This is a genomic window from Streptomyces sp. NPDC003036 (assembly GCF_040611175.1).
Taxonomy (GTDB): domain Bacteria; phylum Actinomycetota; class Actinomycetes; order Streptomycetales; family Streptomycetaceae; genus Streptomyces.
In genome coordinates this window covers 25,344-45,709 of sequence record NZ_JBEXNO010000030.1, presented here as the reverse complement: position 1 = coordinate 45,709, position 20,366 = coordinate 25,344, and the positions used below count along the sequence as shown (strand labels likewise).

Here is a 20,366-nt window from a genome sequence, read left to right as displayed (position 1 = left end):
ATTGGTCAGCGAAACCGCGCGTTTGAGTGTCAATCTAAGGCATGCGGGGTCGGCGCCCCGTACGGATCTTCCCCGAGCGCCCGCAGGCGCTAATCCCCATCACGCGAGCCACCACCGAGCTCGCCCTTCCACCGGCGGTACAGCCCGTGCGGCACCCCCGCCGCGTCCAGCACCCGGCCCGCGACGAAGTCCACCAGGTCCTGGATGTGCGTCGCCCCCGCGTAGAACGCCGGGGAGGCCGGGAGCACGACCGCGCCCGCCTCGTCCAGCGCCACCAGGTGCTTCAGCGTCTGGCCGTTCAGCGGGGTCTCGCGGACCGCGACCACCAGCCTGCGCCGCTCCTTCAGCGTCACGCTCGCCGCGCGCTGCAGCAGGTCCTTCGACAGCCCGAGCGCCACCCCCGCCACGCAGGCGGTCGACGCGGGCACGATCAGCATCCCCTTGACGGGGTACGAGCCCGACGACGGCCCCGCGGCCAGGTCACCGGCCGCCCAGTGGCGTACGTCCGCCACGTCGACGTCCCGGAAGGTGCCGGGCTTTCCGTCCGCGCCCCGCGCCAGCCACTCCGCCAGGTCCTCGCGCCAGTGCGCGTCGCGGAAGGCGATCCCCGTCTCGTCCAGCAGCGTCAGCCGCGACGCCCGGGACACCACCAGGTCCACGCTCTCCCCCGCCGCCAGCAGCCCGCGCAAAACGGCGGCGGCGTACGGGGTCCCCGAAGCCCCGGACACCCCGACGACCCAGGGAACGCGCTTGCCGACAGTCATGCGCCCGAGCCTATCCGGCCCGGCGGGTGCGGAACTCGGTAAGGTGCCCCGGACGTTTGCCGAGGTGGAAGCGTGCGAGACCGCAGGGGGCCGCCATGGCGCATACGACGAGGCACGGCACTACCGAACGGCGTGGCGCCGGCCGGGCCAAGGCGGCCGCGCAGCTGATCCTCGCCTGGGTGGCGCTGCTGTGGATCCTGGAGGCCGTGGACCTCGCGACCGGGCACGCCCTCGACACGTACGGCATCACCCCGCGCGAGACCGCCGAGCTGCGCGACCTCGTCCCGGCGGCGTTCCTCCACTTCGGCTTCCCCCACGTCGCGGCGAACACGGTGCCGCTGCTGGTCTTCGGCTTCCTCGCCGCGCTCGGCGGCATCCGCCGCTTCCTCGCCGTCGCCGCGCTCATCGTGGTCGTCGACGGGCTCGGCGTATGGCTCGTCTCCCCGTCGTACAGCGTCACGGCGGGCGCCTCCGGCCTGATCTTCGGCCTCTTCGGCTACCTGCTGGTGCGCGGCTTCGTGGACCGCAAGCCGCTGGACATCGGCGTCGGGCTGGTCATAGGCGCGATCTGGGGCAGCTCGATCCTGCTGGGCATATCCCCGACCCAGTCGGGCGTCAGCTGGCAGGGCCACCTCTTCGGCCTCCTGGCGGGCGTGGCGGCGGCGTTCGTGTTCCGCAGGCGTACGCGCGGGGCGGCGGCGATCACACCCTGAGGCCCCGCACCGCCAGGTCCACCAGCGCGCACACGAACAGCGCGATCCCGATGAAGCCGTTGACCGTGAAGAACGCCCTGTTCAGCCGCGACAGGTCGTGCGGCCGCACGATCGTGTGCTCGTAGAGGAAGGCGACCGCCACGACGACCAGGCCCAGCCAGAAGAAGGCGCCCGCGTCGGTGGCCAGCGCGTACCAGACCAGCAGCGCGGTGGTCACCACGTGCGAGGCGCGCGCGCCGTACAGCGCCGCCGGGATGCCGAAGCGGGCCGGGACCGACATGACGCCGTGGGCGCGGTCGGCCTGGACGTCCTGGCAGGCGAAGATCAGGTCGAAGCCGCCGATCCAGACGCCGACGGCGAGGCCCAGGATCACCGCGTCCCACGACCACGCCCCGGTGACCGCGAGCCACGCGCCGACCGGGCCGATGGCCTGCGCCAGGCCCAGGATGGCGTGCGGGAAGTTGGTGAAGCGCTTGCCGTACGGATAGACGACCATCGGTACGACGGCGAGCGGCGCCAGCGCCAGGCACAGCGGGTTGAGCAGCGCCGCCGCGCCCAGGAAGACGACCAGGGCCACCAGCGCGCCGGTCCAGGCGGAGCGGACGGACACCGCGCCGGTGACCAGCTCGCGGCCCGCCGTGCGCGGATTGCGGGCGTCGATCTCGCGGTCGATGATCCGGTTGCAGGCCATGGCGAAGGTGCGCAGGCCCACCATCGCGACCGTGACCAGCAGCAGCTCGACCCAGTGGACGGTGCGGTCGGCCTCGTACATCGCGGTGAGGGAGGCGATGTAGGCGAAGGGCAGCGCGAAGACCGAGTGCTCGATCATCACGAGCCGCAGGAAGGCCTTGATGCCGCCGCCGGCCGGCTTCGGCGCGGTGGTCGTCATCACGCCAGGCTCCCGAGGAACGCGTCGAGGTCGGCCAGCAGCGCGGCCACGGGCAGCGGCCCGGTCTCCACGGTCACCGTGGTCTCGGGGTCGTCGGGCGGGGTGACGTACGCCGTGAAGGCGTAGGCGTCCGCGCCGGCCGGACGGGCGTCCAGACGCAGTACGGCGCCCCCGTCGACGGTGAACGGCCCGGACGCGGCGGCGAGCTCGGCGCGCAGCCGCTCCGCGAAGTCGGCGGGCTCGGAGTCGCGCACGCCGGGCAGCTCGAAGCCGTCGCCCTCGCCGCCGCTCTCGACCAGGACGGCCCACAGGTCGCCCGCGCCCGCGAACTCCTCGGGCGCGACACCCGCCTCGGCGGCGGCCCGCTGGACCCCGGCGTCCGCCGGGTCGAGCTCCGGGCGCACCAGCGCCACGTAGTCGGTGTCGCCGCCGATGAAGAGGGCCGGACCGCCCATCGCGATCGGGCTCACAGCCCGTACCCCGGAACACCCCCGCGTCGGCGGGGACAAGCCGCCCCGGCCCTCACGCCCATGGTCACACTCGCCCTCACAGTCCGTACTCCTTCCAGCGCCGGTCCACCAGCGCCGCCGTCGCCGGGTCGGACTCCACCATGTCCGGCCAGCCGCCGTCGCGCGTGTAGCCCTCCTCGGGCCACTTCTTCGTGGCGTCGATGCCCGCCTTGCCGCCCCAGAACTGCTGGTACGACGCGTGGTCGAGGTGGTCGACCGGGCCCTCGACGACGGTCAGGTCACGGGCGTAGTCGGTGTTGCCGAGCGCCCGCCACGACACCTCGTGCATGTTGCGGACGTCGCAGTCGGCGTCGACGATCACGATGAGCTTGGTCAGCGACATCATGTGCGCGCCCCAGATGGCGTGCATGACCTTCTGCGCGTGCTTCGGGTACTTCTTCTCGATCGAGACGATCGCGCAGTTGTGGAAGCCGCCCGACTCCGGCAGGTGGTAGTCCACGATGTCCGGCACGATGATCTTGAGCAGGGGAAGGAAGAAACGCTCCGTCGCCCGCCCCAGCGGCCCGTCCTCCGTCGGCGGGCGGCCCACCACGATGGACTGGAGCAGCGGACGCTTCCGCATCGTCACGCAGTCGATCGTCAGCGCCGGGAACGGCTCCTGCGGCGTGTAGAAGCCGGTGTGGTCGCCGAACGGCCCCTCGGGGAGCATCTCCCCCGGCTCCAGCCAGCCCTCCAGGACGACCTCCGCCTGCGCCGGCACCTGGAGCGGCACGGTCTTGCAGTCGACCATCTCGATCCGCTTGCCCTGGAGGAAGCCCGCGAACAGGTACTCGTCGATGTCCTCCGGCAGCGGGGCGGTCGAGGCGTACGTCACCGCCGGCGGCGCACCGAACGCGATGGCGACCGGCAGCCGCTCCCCGCGCCGCGCGGCGACCTGGTAGTGGTTGCGGCTGTCCTTGTGGATCTGCCAGTGCATGCCGATGGTGTGCTTGTCGTGGCGCTGGAGCCGGTACAGGCCGAGGTTGCGGATGCCGTTCTCGGGGTGCTTGGTGTGCGTCAGCCCCAGGTTGAAGAAGGACCCGCCGTCCTTGGGCCACGTGAAGAGAGCCGGGAGCGTGTCCAGGTCGACGTCGTCCCCGCGCAGCACGACCTCCTGCACGGGCGCGTCCTTGACCTTCTTCGGCGGCACGTGCGCCATCGCGCCGAGCTTGCCGAACGCCTCGCGCACCCCCACGAAGCCGTGCGGCAGCTCGGGCCGCAGCAGGCCGCCGATCTTCGCGCTGATCTCGTCGTACGACTTCAGGCCCAGCGCCTTCAGCAGGCGGCGGTCCGTCCCGAAGACGTTCATCGCGAGCGGCATCGCCGACCCGCGCACGTTCTCGAAGAGCAGGGCCGGGCCACCGGACTTCTGGACCCGGTCCACGATCTCCCCGACCTCCAGATGGGGGTCGACTTCGGCCTTGATGCGCTTGAGGTCGCCTTCGCGCTCCAGTGCCCTGAGCAGCGAGCGGAGATCGTCGTAAGCCATGGGGTCAAGTATCGGTCACCGGCTACTCTGGCCATGTCACCGGGGCTGTCGAAACGCGGCCCGCCGATGCTTCCAGGGAGCTGTTCCCCATGCTCAGGGCACTGCTGTACATCCTGCCGCTGGCGTTGACGATCTACGCGTTCATCGACTGCCTGAACACGCCGGAGGACGAGGCGAAGCACCTCCCCAAGGTGGCCTGGATCTTCATCATCCTGCTCTTCTGGATCGTCGGCCCGATCGTCTGGTTCGCGGCCGGGAAGATGCGCCGCGCCCCGGCCGGCGGCCGCACGCCCTCGCCCTTTTCCAAGGGCTATCGCGCCCCCCGCGCCCAGTGGGTCGCCCCGGACGACAACCCCGAGTTCCTGCAGTCCCTGCGCGACGAGAACAAGAAGGACGAGGCCCTCCTGAAGGACTGGGAGGCCGACCTGCGCCGCCGCGAGGAGGAGCTCAAGAAGGCCGAGCAGGACGAGGACGACGACCCGAAGAAGCCCTGAGGACCGGAGCCCTGAAGCCCCCAGGGGCGTTGCCCGGCCCCGCGTCGCCGGGTAGAGCTGGCCCGTGAGCGAAGAGCAGCGGGCACCGCGCGTTCCCACCATCGACATCGGGGCCTGGCGCTCCGGCGGGCCGGACGACCGCGCCGCCATCGAGCGGACCGTCGACCGGGCTTTGCGCAGCGCCGGTTTCCTGCTGGTCGGCGGCCACGGTGTCGATCCGGCGCTCCGGGCGGAGATCCGGCGCTCCGCGCGGGCGTTCTTCCTGCTGCCGCCCGCCGCCAAGGAGCGGTACGCCGTGAAGGTCGGCGGCCGCGGCTGGCTCGGCCCGGGCGCGGAGGCCAACGCGTACGCCGAGGGCACGGCGAGCCCGCCGGACCTGAAGGAGTCGCTGTCGTTCGCGGCCGAGGAGCCGACCGGGAACCCGGCGGTGGACAGGGAGTGGTTCCTGCCCAACACCTGGCCGTCCGAGGTGCCGGAGCTCCGGCCGCTCGTCCAGGAGTGCCTCGGGCACATGCGCACGCTCGCCGACCGGGTGCTGGAGCTGCTGGGCGCGGCCCTCGGCGAGGGCGAGGACTTCTTCACCCGGCACACCGCCCACCCCACCTGGGGGTTCAACGTCAACTGGTACGTACCCCGGGCGGGCGTGGTCGGAGAGCCGGAGGAGGGCCAGTTCCGGATCGGGCCGCACACCGACACCGGGTGCTGCCGCCGCCGGCCGACGCACCGGGTGAGGAGCTGATGTCGCTCGTCTACTTCTACGAGTGCGACCCGGGCACCGACGTACGGGGCGGCGACTCGCACACGTACCTGCGGCGGCAGCTGGACGCGATCGCCACCACCGACGAGGCCCCCTAGGTGGCGCCGTAGTCGCGGGCCTCGTACCGGTCGCGCAGGTCCTGCCAGCGCTCGCGCGACCAGGAGGACCAGTCGGCCGGCCTGCCGTCCAGCGCACCGACGAGGTACTCGAAGCGGTCGTGCCAGCCGGCCAGGCGGTCGATGCGCCGGTCGTCCGTGCCGCGGAACTCGTTCAGGAACCGCAGCACGGTCGTGTCGGGCGCCTCGCCCCGCTCCAGGTGCAGGCGGACGCGGCCGTACACGTCGAGCGTGTACTCCACGATGCGCTCGACGTCCCACGCGGTGACCGTGCCGGTGGCGACGGTGTCGCTGGTGGGCCAGCGCAGGATGGCCGTGCCGCCGAGGTGCGGCTCCAGCGCCTTGGGCTCGGCCAGCCAGCCGCGCAAGCCGCCCGGGGTGGAAATGGCAGGCCAGACGCGCTCCACGGGGTGCGGCAGCGGAACCGTGAACCGCACGGTATGGGTGTCGCCATGGGTCTCGCTCGTACCGGGAGGTATGGGATCAGCCATACCTCCAGCCTCGCGCGGGCGACGTACGGGCGCTACCTCACACCCCGGCTCACACCCCGGCGTAGGAGTGCTTGCTGCTCACGAAGATGTTGACGCCGTAGTAGTTGAAGAGGAAGCACCCGAAGGCGATCAGCGCGATGTACGCGGCCTTGCGGCCCTTCCAGCCGGCGGTCGCGCGGGCGTGCAGGTACGCGGCGTACCCGACCCACGTGATGAACGACCACACCTCCTTGGCGTCCCAGCCCCAGTAGCGGCCCCACGCGTCACCGGCCCAGATCGCGCCCGCGATGATCGTGAAGGTCCACAGCGGGAAGATCGCCGCGTTGACGCGGTACGCGAACTTGTCGAGGGTCGCGGCGGCCGGCAGCCGCTCCAGCACCGAGCGGGCGAAGGCGCTCGGCGTGCGGCCGGCCGCCACCTTGGCCTCGTACCCGTCGCGGAAGAGGTACAGCAGCGTGGCGACGGCCCCCAGGTACAGGACGGCGCCGCAGAAGATGGCGGTGGAGACGTGGATCCACAGCCAGTACGAGTGCAGGGCCGGGACCAGCTGGTCGCTCTCGGTGTAGAGCCAGGTGGTGGCGATGCCGAGGTCGATCAGGACGGTGGTGACCAGCGGCAGGCCCATCCAGCGGACGTTCTTCTTCGCGAGGAGGAAGCCGAGGTACGCGCCGACCGCCACCGTCGAGAAGGTGGTGGAGAACTCGTACATGTTGCCCCAGGGGGCCCGCTGCACCGACAGCGCGCGGGTGACGACCCCGGCGGCCTCGATCAGGAAGGCGAGCGTGGTGAGGGAGACGGCGATCCGCCCGTACAGGTCGCCCTTCTCGTCGCCGCCGGCCGCGCCCGGGCCGTCGGGTACGTCACGGGCGCCGGCGGCGGCGCGGGTGACGACCTTCGGCTTGTCGAGGACGGCGGTGCCGCCGCCCTGGCCGCCGACCTGGACCCGCACGGGCGAGGCCGCGGAGGGCGTCAGGGCCGCCGCCGTACGGCCGACCTTGCTGCGGCTGCCGAGGACCCACTCGGCGATGTGCGCGAGGAAGGCCAGGGTGTAGACGGCCATGGAGGAGTAGATGAGCAGATTGCTCAGCTCCGCCAGGCTCTCGTTGGTCGCGGCGGCGAGATTCACTTCTCAGCCCTTTCGTCGGCTTGGTCGGCCTCGGCCTCGGGTGCGGGCACAGGGGCGGGCGCGGGCGCGGTCGGCGCCACGGAGTGGAGGGTGGCGGCCAGGTCGGCCAGTTCCTCGGGAAGCTTCGCGGACTCGCTGCGGCCGAGCCCCGCGAGTTCGACGACGGTCACGCCGTCGTCGTCACCCCGTACGGCCCGGACCCACACGCGGCGCCGCTGGATGAAGAGCGAGCCGACCAGGCCGGCGATGGCGGCGATCGCACCGGCGAGGGCGAGACCGTTGCCGGGCTGCTGGGAGATCTGGAAGCTGGCCCACTCCTTGATCTCCTTCTCGAAGGTGACCGAGCCCGCCCCGCCCGGCAGCTCCATGGTCTCGCCGGGCAGCAGGGTCTTCTTGTAGATGTCGCCCTTCGCGTCCTTGAACGGTGTCATCTTGCTGGTGTCCAGCTGGTACACGTTCTGCGGCAGGCCGCCGTCGACGCGCAGGTCACCGTGGTAGGCGCTGAGGTTGAGCGCCGGGAAGACCAGGCCGGGGAACTGGCTGAACATCTGGCCGTTGCCCTTGCCCGCGTACGTCGGGACGAAGAAGGCCGGGAAGCCCAGCTGGACCTTCTTGCCGTTCTTGTCCCGGTATCCGTCCATCACCTTGATGACGCCGGTGGAGGTGACGTTGTTGTCGATGGGGAGCAGCGGAACGGCGCCCTTGTAGACGACCTGGCCCTTGCCGTCGCGGACCGTGACGACCGGCGCGTACCCGTGCGAGATGAGGTAGACCTTCGAGCCGTCGACCTCCAGCGGCTCGTTGACCCGGATGACGCCCTTCTTCTTCTCGCCGCCCGCCTTGCCGTACGTGACGTCCGCCTCGAAGGTGCGGGGGGTGCCGCGCTGCGGGCCGCTCGTCTCGTACGTGCCGGTGAACCGGTCCAGCGTGAAGCCGAACCGCGCCAGGTCCTCGGTGTCGAAGAGCGAGCCCGACTTGAAGTCGTCGTACTGCGGGAGGATGTTCGAGAAGCCGTCGCCCTCGACGATGAGCTTGCCGCCCTCGGACTTGAAGAGCTGTCCGGCGGCGAAGGCCACCAGCATGACGATGAGCGCCACGTGGAAGAGGAGGTTGCCGGCCTCGCGGAGGTAGCCCTTCTCGGCGGCGACCGCGTCCCCGGCGGTGTGCGCGCGGAAGCGCCGCTTCTTCAGCAGCGCGAGCGCCGCCTCGCGTACGTCTTCGGGCGCGGCCTCGGTGCGCCACGTGGCGTACGCGGGCATGCGGGCGAGGCGGCGGGGGGCGGCCGGCGGGCGGCTGCGCAGCTGGCCGACGAACTGCCAGCTGCGCGGGACGATGCAGCCGATGAGGGAGACGAACAGCAGGATGTAGATCGCCGAGAACCACACCGAGCTGTAAACGTCGAAGAGCTGGAGCCGGTCGTAGATCGGCGCAAGCGTCTCGTGGGCTTCCTTGAAGGTGCGGACCTTCAGCTCGTCCGCGCTGTTCTGCGGGATGAGCGAGCCCGGGATGGCGCCGAGCGACAGCAGGAAGAGCAGGATCAGCGCGACCCGCATCGAGGTCAGCTGACGCCAGAACCAGCGGATCCATCCGAAGACACCGAGGGTGGGGCCGCCGGTGAGTCCGCCGGCCGCCCCTCCGGCTTCGGCGGATTCGTCGATGGGCGCGGTCGACAGGTGTGCCCCGGCCGCGGCGTCCGCGTCCACGTCCGCGTCCGTCGTCGTGGCCGTGGTCGCCTCGGTCGTCTCTGCTGCCTTGCTCATGGAACTAGATCCCCACCTGGAAACCGCTGGACCAGACCTGCATCTGCTGCACGAGGATGTCCCACGCGCCTGTGAGGAGCAGCAGGCCGGTCAGGATCATCATGCCGCCGCCGATCCGCATCACCCACGCATAGTGCCGCTTCACCCACGCGAAGGCGCCGAGCGCCTTGCGGAACGCGACCGCGGCGAGCACGAACGGTACGCCGAGGCCGAGGCAGTACGCGAACGTCAGCAGCGCCCCGCGGCCCGCGCTGCCCTGGTCGGCGGCGAGGGCGGTGACGGACGCGAGCGTCGGGCCGATGCACGGCGTCCAGCCGATGCCGAAGAGCGCGCCGAGCACCGGCGCCCCGACGAGACCGGTCACCGGCCGCTTGTGGAAGCGGTACTCGCGCTGCGTGAACCAGGGCATGAGCCCCATGAAGAAGACGCCCATGAGGATCATCAGCACGCCGAGGACGGTGGTGAGCGTCTCGCGGTACTGCTGGAGGGTCCAGCCGAAGTAGCCGAAGAGGGCGCCGCCGGAGACGAAGACGGCGGTGAAGCCGAGGACGAAGAGGGCGGCGCCGGCGGCCATCCGGCCCCGCCGGGCCTCGGCGAGGTCGGTGCCGGTGACGCCGGTCACGTACGACAGGTAACCGGGCACGAGCGGCAGGACGCAGGGCGAGAAGAAGGAGACCAGCCCGCCCAGCACCGCGATGGGGAGGGCGAGCAGCAGGGCCCCGCTGAATACCGTCTCGTTCATCGGGCTACTTCTCCGCGAGGACCGGGTCGATCATCGAGCGGAGCTGTTCCTCGCCCACTGCCTTGAGCACACGTGCGGCGATCTTGCCGTCGCGGTCGAGCACGATGGTGGAGGGGATGGCCTGCGGGGGAAGCGTGCCCTTGGGGAAGCCGTTGAGGATGATCTCGCCGGCCGGGTCGTACAGGCTCGGGTACGCGACCCCGTAGTCCTTCTCGAACTGGACGGCCGGCTGCTTGTTGACGTCGCGGGTGTTGAGGCCGACGAACTCCACGCCCTTGGCCTTGAGGTCCTCGGACACCTTGACCAGGTGCTTGGCCTCGCTGCGGCATGGCGCGCACCAGGAGCCCCAGAGGTTGAGGACGACGACCTTGCCCTTGTGGTCGGCGACGTCGAGCCGCGTACCGTCCAGGGTTTCGCCGGCGATCGTGCCGACGGCCTTGCGCTCCCCCTTGGGCACCGTGGAGATGCCGCCGGTGCCGGTGACGAAGTTGGTGTCACCGCCACCGCCGGAGATGCCCTTCGAGCCACCGCCGGTGCACGCGGTCATGGTCAGTGCGGCCGCCAGGGCGCCGGCGGCGAGCATGATGCTTCGAGGAGCGCGCCTAAAGGTCATGTGAAAAGTTTCGCATGGGCCTTCCGGGGATCTTCCGCGCCCCCCTCCGTGCTTCTCCGGTGACCGTAAAGCCCGATGTCAGGGCGGCCTAAGAGGGCGTGAGGAAGGTGTTCCAGCCGCCCGTCGGCGATTGCCCGACCTCCAGCGTGCGCAGCTTGTCGAGGATCTTCGGGTCCTGGACGTCGAGCCAGTCGGTGAACTGCTTGAAGGAGACGAGCCGTACGTCCTTCTTGCCGGCCATGCCCTTGAGCGCTTCCTCGACGGCGTCCATGTAGATGCCGCCGTTCCACTGCTCGAAGTGGTTGCCGATGAAGAACGGCGCGCGATTCGATTCGTACGCGCGCTTGAATCCGGCCAGATACGCCTCGGTGGCCTGCTTCTTCCAGTCGGGATAACGGGCGGGGTTGCCCTTGGTGGTGTTCTGCGACTGGTTGGCGAGCATGTTGTAGTCCATGGACAGGACTTCGAAGGAGCGGCCGGGGAACGGCACCTGCTGCAGCGGCAGGTCCCAGATGCCCTGGCGCTTGGAGGGCCACTTCTGGCGGCCGCCGGGCGAGCTGGCGTCGTAGCGCCAGCCGAGCTTCTTCGCCGTGGGCAGCAGGTTGTCCTGGCCGAGGAGGCAGGGGGTGCGGCCGCCGACGAGCTCCTTGCGGTAGTCGAAGGGCAGCGGGTCGAGGGTCGTCCAACCGCTGTTCGTCTTCCATTCGGTGACGAATTTCACGGCCTGGTCTATCTCGCTCTGCCACTGGGCCGGGGTCCATTTCCCGACGGATCCGGAGCCCGCGCAGAAATGCCCGTTGAAGTGGGTACCTATCTCGTGCCCGTCGAGCCAGGCCTGGCGGACGTATTTCAGCGTCTCCTTGATGTGGTCATCGGTGAGGTAGCCGATGTCGGAGGCGCCGACGGGGTTGTTCGGCGGGCGGTAGAGGGTCTTCTTCGATTCCGGGAGGAGATAGAGACCGGAGAGGAAGAAGGTCATGGCCGCGCCGTGGTCCTTGGCCAGTTCGAGGAAGCGGGGGAAGAGGCCGTTGCCGACCTCTCCGGCGCCGTCCCAGGAGAAGATTACGAACTGGGGCGGGGTCTGACCGGGCTCCAGGGGGACGGGCTTGTCGGGCTGGTTCGGCTGCTTTCCGGTGTCGGAGGTGGAGCCGTCGCCTATCAGCCGTCCCCGTGGTGCGCCGGCGGCGTCGGGCTTGCCGTTGTTCGCACCGGCGCCGCCGGGCTGCTGATCGCCACCCTTGCCTTTGCCGCCGTTACCGCCGTCGGGGCCGCAGCCCGCGATTCCGATCGCGGCCGCGGCCCCAACTCCGGCTCCCAGCAATCCCCTTCGGCTGATCCCGCGCATCTCGTCCCCATCCGCATTCGCGCTTGCTTTTCGACCGGAAAGTCACCGCCGGTCCGACAAGGGGAGAGATGCGGTCGGGAACGCACGGGTTCCCGAATTAATCACATAATCTGCTCTGTGACAGGACAGTTACGCGCCGAAGGCCTTGGACGCACCCTTGTCCTTGCCCTTCAACGGCTTCGCACCCGCCAGCAGATGCGCCGGGACGAGATCGCGGGCCGGCTCGCTGTAGCCCACCGACACGATCCTGTCGCCCTGGTACGTGAACGTGGTCAGGGACGCGAGCGTGCACTGCCGCCGCCGCGGGTCGTGCCACAGCCGGCGCCGCTCGACGAAGCTGCGCACGATCCAGATCGGCAGCTGGTGGCTGACGCACACCGCCTCATGACCGCGGGCCGCGTCACGCGCCGCGTTCAGCGCGCCCATCATCCGTACGACCTGGTCGACGTACGGCTCGCCCCAGGACGGCCGGAACGGGTTCGTCAGGTGCTTCCAGTTGGACGGCCTGCGCAGCGCGCCGTCGCCCACGCCGAAGGCCTTGCCCTCGAAGACGTTCCCGGCCTCGATGAGCCGCTCGTCGGTGGCCAGCTCCAGGCCGTGCGAGGCGGCGATGGGCTGGGCCGTCTCCTGGGCGCGCTCCAGCGGCGAGGCCACGACGTGGGTGATGTCGCGCTCCGCCAGGTGCTCGGCGACCCGGTCGGCCATCTTCCGGCCGAGCTCGGAGAGGTGGTAGCCGGCGCGGCGCCCGTACAGGATGCCGTCCGGGTTGTGCACCTCGCCGTGGCGCATCAGGTGGACGACGGTGATGTCGTCGTTCCCCGCGTTCATGCCGTGGCCTCCGCGGCGGCGCGGGCCGCGGCCGGCAGCGCGGCGGCGATCCGCTCGACGGCGCGCTCGTCGTGCGCCGTGGAGACGAACCACGACTCGAAGGCGGACGGCGGCAGGTAGACGCCCTGCGCCAGCATCGAGTGGAAGAACGCGGTGAAGCGGAACGCCTCCTGCTTCTTCGCGTCGTCGTAGTTCACGACCTCGGCGTCGGTGAAGAAGACGGAGAACATGTTGCTGGCGGTCTGGAGCCGGTGGGCCACGCCCTCCTTGCTCAGCGCGTCCGTCACCAGCGCCTGGATCTCGCGCGAGACCGCGTTGACCTTCTCGTACGCCGCGTCGTCGAGCAGCCGCAGCTGCGCGAGCCCGGCGGCCGTCGCGATCGGGTTCCCAGAGAGGGTGCCGGCCTGGTAGACGGGCCCGGCGGGCGCCAGGTGCGCCATGACGTCGGCGCGGCCGCCGAACGCCGCGGCCGGGAAGCCGCCGCCCATGACCTTGCCGAACGTCATCAGGTCCGGGACCACGCCGTCGACGCCGTACCAGCCGGCCTTCGACGTACGGAAACCGGTCATGACCTCGTCGGAGATGTACAGCGCGCCGTTGGCCGCGCACAGCTCCTTCAGCCCGGCGTTGAAGCCGTCGCGGGGCGGGACCACGCCCATGTTGCCCGGCGACGCCTCGGTGATCACGCAGGCGATCTCGCCGGGGTGCGCGGCGAAGGCCTGGCGTACGGCGTCGAGGTCGTTGTACGGCAGGACGATGGTGTCACCGGCCTGCGCGCCGGTGACGCCGGGCGTGTCGGGCAGGCCGAAGGTCGCGACGCCGGAGCCGGCGGCGGCCAGCAGCGCGTCCACGTGCCCGTGGTAGCACCCGGCGAACTTGACGACCTTGGCGCGGCCGGTGAAACCGCGGGCGAGCCGGATCGCGGACATCGTGGCCTCGGTACCCGACGACACGAGCCGCACCTGCTCGACCGGCTCGACCCGGGCCACGATCTCCTCGGCGAGCGCGACCTCGCCCTCACCCGGTGTACCGAAGGAGGTGCCGCGCGCGACGGCCTCCTGCACGGCGGCGATCACCTCGGGGTGCGCGTGGCCGAGGATCATCGGCCCCCACGAGCAGACGAGGTCGACGTACTCGCGCCCGTCCGCGTCGGTGAGGTACGGACCCGTACCGGACACCATGAACCGGGGCGTTCCACCCACCGCGCGGAAGGCGCGCACGGGAGAGTTCACGCCGCCGGGCGTCACGAGGGACGCGCGGTCGAAAAGCGTCTGTGAGACTGGGGCTTCGTATGAATACGGCACTTTGGTCCTGACCTGCGAGAACGAGTGGAGGGGCGGCAATGCGCGGGCACGGCCGCCGGACGGCGACGATCTGTCGACAATCTGTTGACGATCTTGCTGGGTTGGTGCGGATCTTGCCGACGACCTTGTTTTACGACCGGGCGGCGGGGCTCCGCGTCTGCGAAACTGGGGCGTCATTGGGAAAGCTCACGGAAACCATGGTGTCAGAGGCCCGGACGTTCTTGCGGACAGGTGTTTCACCGCACGCGCGTGGGGGAGGTCACTGTCACGATGATCGGGTTGCGCGGCGGGGGCCGTGTTACCTAAAAGCAGTCGGGTGGAGATATGCATCGCGGTGGCGGACTGGGTGAAGGGACCGACGACCTGGGTCCTGAGCCCGCCCGGCGGGGGAAGCACCGGCGAGAACGGGACAATCCCCCGGGGCACCAGCCCTCCCGGTCCTCCGGGAACCAGCCCTCCCGGTCGCCCGGGGACCAGACCTCCGGGAACCCCCTGGGGCACGAGCACGTGGGGAGCGTTCCTTTGGGAGGCGGGGGTGGCCGCGGCATGGGGGTGACGTACAAGTACTTCGGCGCGCCCAACGGCGCCACCGCCGCGCGCGTCCCGATCTCGATGCGCCCGGAGGAGCTCGGCGGTGACGAGCTCGGCATGGGCGGCATGTTCACCAAGATCAAGCCCGAGACGATAGCCGCGATGGTCCTCACCGGCATCCAGGGCATGCCGCTGCACAAGGTCCCGCCCCTGGAGCTGGTGGTCCTGCACCCGGACTACGCCGTGGTGAAGCTCCCGACGACGGTGGTCGACCCCCTGCGCGGCATCGGCGAGGAGACCGTGGGCGCGGCGGCCTTCATATGGTCGACGGTCCCCGACCGCGGCGGACCGCGGGACGCGTTCGACGTGTACCAGCTGCTCCACGAATGGCAGGACTTCTCGGTACGCCTCCACGAGGCGGGCCACCAGCCGTACTGCCTGGTGTGGCCGTAGCGGCCTGAGGCGCGAGGTGGTGGAGCCGTATGACCGCGCACCCCGCACGGGACGTAGGTGACGCACGCGTACGCCTCGACCCGTGGTCCGATGCGGACTTCGCGCTGCTGCGGGCCGCCAACGCGCCGGAGATGACGGACCACCTGGGAGGTCCGGAGACCGAGGACCTGCTGATCAGGCGCCACCAGCGGTACGTCGACCTCAGCGCGGACCGCACGGGCGCGGGGCGGATGTTCCGGATCGTGCTGCTGTCCGAGGAGGCACCGGTGGGCGCGATCGGCTTCTGGGAGCGGGCCTGGAACGGGGCGCGGGTGTACGAGACGGGGTGGGCCGTGCTGCCGCCCTTCCAGGGGCGCGGCATCGCCACGGCCGCGGCGGCCGCCGTGGTCCGCGAGGTGCGCGCGGCCCGCAAGCACCGGTACGTGCACGCCTTCCCCGCCGTGGACAACGCCGCCTCGAACGCGGTATGCCGCAAGGCGGGCTTCGAGCTGCGCGGCGCGTGCGACGTCGAGTATCCGCCGGGGCGCCTGCTGCGCGGCAACGACTGGCGCCTGGACCTCGGCCGCCGGTCCTGACGGGCGGGCGCGCGGCGGGGCCGGCCTCCGGCTGAGCGGCCGAAATGGCCTGGATGGGGCGCAGGCCCCGGTGGCATGCTGGCGGCGTGAACCGACCGGAGATCCACATCAGCTTCGCCCCCGAACTGGGGCTGTTCGTCTCGGCACCGCGCCGCGCGGGCCGCACCTCCGTGGTCACGGACGGCGCCTCGACGCTCGGGCACGTCGTCGAGTCGCTCGGCGTGCCGCTGACCGAGGCGGGCGGGCTGCTGGTGGATGGGCGCGCGGTCTCCACCTCGCACATCCCGGCCCACGGCGAACACGTCGAGGTGCTGGGCCGCGAGCGCCCGCAGCCGGTGCCGGGCGCCCCGCTGCGGTTCCTCCTCGACGTCCATCTCGGCACGCTGGCGCGCCGGCTGCGGCTGCTCGGCGTGGACGCGGCGTACGAGAGCGAGGACATCGGTGACGCGGCGCTGGCGGCCTGGTCGGCGCGGGAGCGGCGCGTGATGCTCTCGCGTGACCGGGGGCTGTTGCGCCGTCGGGAGCTCTGGGCGGGGGCGTACGTCTACAGCGACCAGCCCGACGACCAGCTCCGCGACGTGCTGGAGCGCTTCGCGCCGCCGCTGGCGCCGTGGACGCGGTGCACCGCCTGCAACGGGACGCTGACCGACACGGACAAGGACGCGGTGCGCGAGCAGCTGGAACAGGGCACGCGGCGCTCGTACGACGTGTTCGCGCAGTGCACGGCCTGCCGGCGCGTGTACTGGCGCGGCGCCCACCACGCCCGCCTGGAGGCGATCGTCGAGAACGCGCTGCGCGAGTTCGGCGGCGCGGCCGCGTAGGCGGAGCCGCCCGGCGGGCGGGAGCCGTCCGGCGGACGCTGCCGGGTCACGGGGTCTCGGCGGTGAGGTACCGCTGCACCGTCGGTGCCAGCCAGGCGATCACCTCCTCCCGGGACATCTCGACGGCGGGCGGCAGGTGCAGCACGTAGCGGGCCATCGCCATGCCGAGGATCTGCGACGCGACCAGGGCCGCTCGGCGCGGTGCCTCGGCCGGGTCGGGGCAGACGCCGGCCACGATGGGGCCCAGTTGCGCCGGGAAGATCGCGCGTATCCGCTCGGCGCCCGCGGCGTTGGTGACGCCGACCCGGAGCACGGCCGTGAGCACGTCGTCCTGCTCCCACCGCTCGAGGAAGTGGGCGACGAGGACGGCGCCGATGTGCTTGGCGGGCAGGGCACCGACCTGCGGAATGCGCAGGTCGACATCGCAGGCGGCGGCGAAGAGCCCCTCCTTGTTGCCGTAGTAGCGCATCACCATCGACGGGTCGATGCCCGCGTCGCGGGCGATGGCGCGGATGGTGGCGCGCTCGTACCCGTCGGTCGCGAAGCGCTCGCGGGCGGCGTCGAGGATCGCGGCGCGGGTGGCGTCCGAGCGGCGGGGGGCACTCGGGGGGTCGGCGGGGGCTTCCGTCTTCATGCCAACAACTGTAGGCCAACAGGTGTTGACGCGCCATGACCGCAGGCGTACATTTGCCAACAAGCGTTGACCAACAACCGTTGACCAACGGGCGTTGGCCCACACCCGTTGACGCGCATGTCCCGATGGGCGTGCGTCGACGCGCATGGGTCGACCACAAGCCTTGGCATCCACGACCAGGAGGCAGCCATGAACGGCACGCCGGGCACGGAGATCGACGTCATCGTGGTGGGCGCGGGGCCCACAGGACTACTGCTCGCCGGCGACCTCGCCGCCGCGGGCCTGGAAGTGGCCCTCGTCGAGCGCCGCCCCCACGAGACCAGCAACCTCGTGCGCGCCTTCGCCGTGCACGCCCGCACGCTGGAACTGCTCGACGCCCGCGACCTCGCGGACGAGCTGGTGAAGCGAGGCACCGCCCTCACCCGGCTGAACCTCTTCAGCAAGCTGTCGCTGGACCTCTCCCGGCTGCGCTCCCGCTTCCCCTTCGTCCTCATCACACCGCAGTACGAGGTCGAGCAGCTGCTGGAGCGCCGCGCCGTCGCCGCCGGCGTGCGCTTCCTGTACGACACGGAGCTGCGGGGCCTGCGCCAGGACGCCGACTCCGTCACCGCCGAGGTCACCGGTCCCGACGGTGCGCCCGAAGAGCTGCGCGCCCGCTATCTCGTGGGCGCGGACGGCGTGCGCAGCGCCGTGCGCCGCACCCTCGGCGTGCCGTTCCCCGGCGAGTCCGTGATCAGCTCCATCATGCTCGCCGACGTCCGGCTCACCGAGCCGCCCGAGGGCGCGCTCATGGCGAGCGGCACCAGCGACGCCTTCGCGTTCGTCGTGCCCTTCGGCGACGGCTGGTACCGGGTGGGCGCCTGGAGCCGCCACCGCCTGGTGCCCGACAGCGAGCCCGTCGACTTCGACGAGGTGCGCGCCCTCACGCGCACCGCCCTCGGTACCGACTTCGGGATGCACGACGCCCGCTGGCTCTCCCGCTTCCACAGCGACGAGCGCCAGGTCCCGGAGTACCGCGAGGGACGGGTCTTCCTCGCCGGTGACGCCGCGCACGTCCACTCCCCCGCCGGCGGCCAGGGCATGAACACCGGCCTCCAGGACGCCGCCAACCTCTCCTGGAAGCTCGCCGCCGTGCTGCGCGGCGAGGCACCCGAGCCCGAGGTGCTCCTCGACAGCTACCACGACGAGCGGCACCCCGTCGGCGCGATGGTGCTGCGCAGCAGCGGCGCGCTCATCCGCCTGGCCATGGTCCACACCCCGGTGATGCTGGCGGCCCGCGCCCTGGGCACCGGTCTGCTCAACCGGATCCGCCCCGCGTCCGCCAAGGCGATGGGCATGGTCAGCGGCATCGGCATCGCGTACGCCGCCGGGCGCGGCGCCCACCGGCTCACGGGCCGGCGCGTCCCCGATCTCGCCCTGGCGGAGGGTCGGCTCTACGAGCTGCTGCGGGAGGGCGCGTTCGTCCTCGTCGCACCGCGGGGCGGCGCCGCGCCGGACGTGCCCACCGCGCCGGGTCGGGTCATACGGGCGAGCTGGGCCAACGCCACCCGCCGCGAGACCCTCCTCGTCCGCCCCGACGGTTACATCGCCTGGGCCGGGAGCGGGAGCTGACTCAGAAGGCGTACCAGTCACCCGTCGCGGGGACCAGCAGCTGATGGTCGTTGTTCCCGGGGTTCCGGTCGGTCGCGCCGCCGTTCCACTCGGTGGCCACCCGTACCGTCACCTCGTGCGGGGTGCCGCTCGTGCGCAGGTCCAGCACGGTGTCGCGGGCCGGGCCGTCCGCGCGCAGCGGGCCGGTGGAGCACAGCACCTCCCGGTCGCCGCCCCACAGGCAGTTGGGCGGCAGCGGCGGCCCGCCGGCCAGCGGCTCCGAGAAGGTCAGGCGTACGGTCGCGGTCGGCACGCCGGACGGACCGTGGTTCTGACTCTCCATCAGCACGTCGAGCCGGTCACCGGCGAGGGAGACGTGCCCGTGGTGTGCGACATCCGCCTCGGGCGCGATCGCCCCGGCGCGGGCGCCGGCACTCGCGTCCGAGGCCGCGGCCGCGGCCGCCACCATCACCGTCACGGCCGAGACCACCAGCGCAACCCTGCCCATCGCAACCATGTCCAGAAGGTACCGATTTTCCCGTCCTCTACGCTGGACGCCATGCTCATCGCCCGCTCCGCCGCCCTCTTCGTCCTGGCCGCCCTCTGCGAGATCGGCGGCGCCTGGCTCGTCTGGCAGGGCGTCCGCGAGCACCGGGGCTGGATCTGGATCGGCGCCGGCGTGCTCGCCCTCGGCGCGTACGGCTTCGTCGCCACGCTCCAGCCGCAGGGCGAGTTCGGCCGCATCCTCGCCGCGTACGGCGGGGTGTTCGTGGCCGGCTCGATCGCCTGGGGCATGGTGGCCGACGGCTACCGGCCCGACCGCTGGGACGTGACGGGCGCGCTGATCTGCCTCGCCGGCATGGCCGTGATCATGTACACACCGCGCGGCCACTGACCGGCACCACGCCCGCACCTATCCTGACCGCGTATCGACCACCCTTTCGATCAGCCGCGCGAGGAGAAGCCCATGACCGCCGACACCCCCACCGCGCCCGTCGCCGTCGTCACCGGAGCGAGCAGCGGTATCGGCGCCGCCACCGCGCGGCAACTCGCCGCGGCCGGCCACCATGTCGTGCTCACCGCGCGCCGCAAGGACCGCATCGAGGCCCTGGCCGCCGAGCTCACCGCCGCCGGCCACCAGGCCACGGCGTACGCCCTGGACGTCACCGACCGTCCGGCCGTCGACGCCTTCGCCGCCGACCTGAAGCGCTTCCCCTCCGTCGACGTCCTCGTCAACAACGCGGGCGGCGCACTCGGCGCGGACCCCGTCGCCACCGGCGACCCCGCCGACTGGCGCCAGATGTTCGAGGTCAACGTCATCGGCGCCCTCAACATGACGCAGGCCCTGCTCCCCGCCCTCACCGCCAGCGGCGCCGGCACGGTGGTGATCGTCTCCTCCACCGCGGGCCACGCCACCTACGAGGGCGGCGCGGGCTACGTCGCCGCCAAGAACGGCGCCCGCGTCCTCGCCGAAACCCTCCGCCTCGAAATCGTCGGCACCCCGGTCCGCGTGATCGAGATCGCCCCCGGCATGGTGAAGACCGACGAGTTCGCCACGACCCGCTTCCGCGGCGACACCGAGAAGGCGGCCAAGGTCTACGCGGGCGTCCCCGACCCGCTCTCCGCAGACGACGTCGCCGACACCATCACCTGGGCCGTCACCCGCCCCGCCCACGTCAACATCGACCTGCTGGTGGTCCGCCCCCGCGCCCAGGCCTCCAACACCAAGGTGCACCGGGAGCAGTAGACCGGAGCGGAACACGCGGAAGGGCCCCGGCGCCAACCCCGCCGGGACCCTCCCATCCGCCCCGCACACCTGGGC

General features: G+C 71.5%; 22 protein-coding genes and 1 pseudogene. 9 read left to right on the top strand and 14 right to left on the bottom strand.

Annotated elements, in window-relative coordinates:
* Nucleotides 1-89 precede the first annotated feature (89 nt).
* On the bottom strand, nt 90-764 hold the full coding sequence (locus tag ABZX67_RS22190) for a UbiX family flavin prenyltransferase (RefSeq protein WP_355362761.1): 675 nt from the start codon (nt 762-764) through the stop codon (nt 90-92).
* 95 nt (nt 765-859) lie between these two features.
* Between ABZX67_RS22190 and ABZX67_RS22185 the strand changes: the two genes are divergently transcribed.
* On the top strand, nt 860-1,477 hold the full coding sequence (locus ABZX67_RS22185) for a rhomboid family intramembrane serine protease (RefSeq protein ID WP_355362759.1): 618 nt from the start codon (nt 860-862) through the stop codon (nt 1,475-1,477).
* Here the strand turns inward: ABZX67_RS22185 and mqnP are convergent.
* The 3 genes from mqnP to ABZX67_RS22170 all read right to left on the bottom strand — a co-directional run bounded on the left by mqnP (nt 1,467) and on the right by ABZX67_RS22170 (nt 4,364).
* Complete coding sequence (gene mqnP, locus ABZX67_RS22180; RefSeq protein WP_355362757.1) at nt 1,467-2,366, bottom strand: menaquinone biosynthesis prenyltransferase MqnP; 900 nt, start codon at nt 2,364-2,366, stop codon at nt 1,467-1,469. The two genes, ABZX67_RS22185 and mqnP, sit on opposite strands and share 11 nt — an antisense overlap.
* The gene (locus ABZX67_RS22175; RefSeq protein WP_355362755.1) at nt 2,366-2,836 is read right to left on the bottom strand and encodes a hypothetical protein; all 471 of its coding nucleotides are present in this window, start codon (nt 2,834-2,836) and stop codon (nt 2,366-2,368) included. The genes mqnP and ABZX67_RS22175 overlap by 1 nt, the downstream gene beginning before the upstream one ends.
* Nucleotides 2,837-2,912: 76 nt before the next feature.
* Nucleotides 2,913-4,364: a menaquinone biosynthesis decarboxylase gene (locus ABZX67_RS22170; protein ID WP_355362753.1), complete on the bottom strand. Its 1,452-nt coding sequence runs from the start codon at nt 4,362-4,364 to the stop codon at nt 2,913-2,915.
* An 89-nt stretch (nt 4,365-4,453) separates the two neighbouring features.
* Between ABZX67_RS22170 and ABZX67_RS22165 the strand changes: the two genes are divergently transcribed.
* Complete coding sequence (locus tag ABZX67_RS22165) at nt 4,454-4,858, top strand: PLD nuclease N-terminal domain-containing protein (RefSeq protein WP_355362751.1); 405 nt, start codon at nt 4,454-4,456, stop codon at nt 4,856-4,858.
* A 64-nt stretch (nt 4,859-4,922) separates the two neighbouring features.
* Nucleotides 4,923-5,713 (top strand): annotated as a pseudogene (locus ABZX67_RS22160) (2-oxoglutarate and iron-dependent oxygenase domain-containing protein).
* Here ABZX67_RS22160 and ABZX67_RS22155 read toward each other — a convergent pair.
* From ABZX67_RS22155 to hemL, 8 genes are all read right to left on the bottom strand, one after another.
* Nucleotides 5,710-6,222: a hypothetical protein gene (locus ABZX67_RS22155; RefSeq protein ID WP_355362749.1), complete on the bottom strand. Its 513-nt coding sequence runs from the start codon at nt 6,220-6,222 to the stop codon at nt 5,710-5,712. The pseudogene ABZX67_RS22160 and the gene ABZX67_RS22155 sit on opposite strands and share 4 nt — an antisense overlap.
* Nucleotides 6,223-6,271: 49 nt before the next feature.
* Complete coding sequence (gene ccsB / locus ABZX67_RS22150) at nt 6,272-7,348, bottom strand: c-type cytochrome biogenesis protein CcsB (RefSeq protein ID WP_355362747.1); 1,077 nt, start codon at nt 7,346-7,348, stop codon at nt 6,272-6,274.
* Nucleotides 7,345-9,108 carry a cytochrome c biogenesis protein ResB gene (locus ABZX67_RS22145; protein WP_355362745.1) on the bottom strand — a complete coding sequence of 588 codons (1,764 nt, stop codon included), beginning with the start codon at nt 9,106-9,108 and terminating at the stop codon, nt 7,345-7,347. Before ABZX67_RS22145 ends, ccsB begins: the two co-directional genes overlap by 4 nt.
* 4 nt (nt 9,109-9,112) lie before the next feature.
* Nucleotides 9,113-9,850 (bottom strand): cytochrome c biogenesis protein CcdA, encoded by a 738-nt coding sequence (locus ABZX67_RS22140; protein ID WP_355362743.1) that lies wholly within the window; start codon nt 9,848-9,850, stop codon nt 9,113-9,115.
* Between the two features lie 4 nt (nt 9,851-9,854).
* Complete coding sequence (locus tag ABZX67_RS22135; RefSeq protein WP_355362741.1) at nt 9,855-10,463, bottom strand: TlpA disulfide reductase family protein; 609 nt, start codon at nt 10,461-10,463, stop codon at nt 9,855-9,857.
* An 88-nt stretch (nt 10,464-10,551) separates the two neighbouring features.
* On the bottom strand, nt 10,552-11,808 hold the full coding sequence (locus tag ABZX67_RS22130; RefSeq protein WP_355362739.1) for a hypothetical protein: 1,257 nt from the start codon (nt 11,806-11,808) through the stop codon (nt 10,552-10,554).
* Between the two features lie 129 nt (nt 11,809-11,937).
* On the bottom strand, nt 11,938-12,636 hold the full coding sequence (locus ABZX67_RS22125; RefSeq protein WP_355362737.1) for a histidine phosphatase family protein: 699 nt from the start codon (nt 12,634-12,636) through the stop codon (nt 11,938-11,940).
* On the bottom strand, nt 12,633-13,940 hold the full coding sequence (hemL, locus tag ABZX67_RS22120; protein ID WP_355362735.1) for a glutamate-1-semialdehyde 2,1-aminomutase: 1,308 nt from the start codon (nt 13,938-13,940) through the stop codon (nt 12,633-12,635). The genes ABZX67_RS22125 and hemL overlap by 4 nt, the downstream gene beginning before the upstream one ends.
* A 324-nt stretch (nt 13,941-14,264) precedes the next feature.
* On the opposite strand from hemL, the gene ABZX67_RS22115 reads away from it, so the two are divergent.
* From ABZX67_RS22115 to ABZX67_RS22105, 3 genes are all read left to right on the top strand, one after another.
* Nucleotides 14,265-14,924, top strand: coding sequence for a hypothetical protein (locus ABZX67_RS22115; protein ID WP_355362733.1), 660 nt, complete (start codon nt 14,265-14,267; stop codon nt 14,922-14,924).
* Between the two features lie 29 nt (nt 14,925-14,953).
* Nucleotides 14,954-15,499: a GNAT family N-acetyltransferase gene (locus ABZX67_RS22110; RefSeq protein ID WP_355362731.1), complete on the top strand. Its 546-nt coding sequence runs from the start codon at nt 14,954-14,956 to the stop codon at nt 15,497-15,499.
* Between the two features lie 86 nt (nt 15,500-15,585).
* Entirely contained in the window at nt 15,586-16,320 is a 735-nt protein-coding gene (locus tag ABZX67_RS22105; RefSeq protein ID WP_355362729.1) for a Mut7-C RNAse domain-containing protein, read from the top strand.
* A gap of 46 nt (nt 16,321-16,366) precedes the next feature.
* Here ABZX67_RS22105 and ABZX67_RS22100 read toward each other — a convergent pair whose 3' ends face one another.
* Nucleotides 16,367-16,954 carry a TetR family transcriptional regulator gene (locus tag ABZX67_RS22100; protein WP_355362727.1) on the bottom strand — a complete coding sequence of 196 codons (588 nt, stop codon included), beginning with the start codon at nt 16,952-16,954 and terminating at the stop codon, nt 16,367-16,369.
* 189 nt (nt 16,955-17,143) lie between these two features.
* On the opposite strand from ABZX67_RS22100, the gene ABZX67_RS22095 reads away from it, so the two are divergent.
* A complete protein-coding gene (locus ABZX67_RS22095; RefSeq protein ID WP_355362725.1) occupies nt 17,144-18,565 on the top strand; it encodes an FAD-dependent monooxygenase in 1,422 nt (473 codons plus the stop codon).
* Between the two features lies 1 nt (nt 18,566).
* On the opposite strand, the gene ABZX67_RS22090 is transcribed toward ABZX67_RS22095, so the two are convergent.
* The gene (locus tag ABZX67_RS22090) at nt 18,567-19,061 is read right to left on the bottom strand and encodes a hypothetical protein (protein WP_355362723.1); all 495 of its coding nucleotides are present in this window, start codon (nt 19,059-19,061) and stop codon (nt 18,567-18,569) included.
* 42 nt (nt 19,062-19,103) lie between these two features.
* Between ABZX67_RS22090 and ABZX67_RS22085 the strand changes: the two genes are divergently transcribed.
* Together ABZX67_RS22085 and ABZX67_RS22080 are read left to right on the top strand one after the other, a co-directional pair.
* Nucleotides 19,104-19,439 (top strand): YnfA family protein, encoded by a 336-nt coding sequence (locus tag ABZX67_RS22085; protein WP_355362721.1) that lies wholly within the window; start codon nt 19,104-19,106, stop codon nt 19,437-19,439.
* Between the two features lie 72 nt (nt 19,440-19,511).
* Nucleotides 19,512-20,291 carry an SDR family NAD(P)-dependent oxidoreductase gene (locus ABZX67_RS22080; RefSeq protein WP_355362719.1) on the top strand — a complete coding sequence of 260 codons (780 nt, stop codon included), beginning with the start codon at nt 19,512-19,514 and terminating at the stop codon, nt 20,289-20,291.
* Nucleotides 20,292-20,366: the final 75 nt, after the last annotated feature.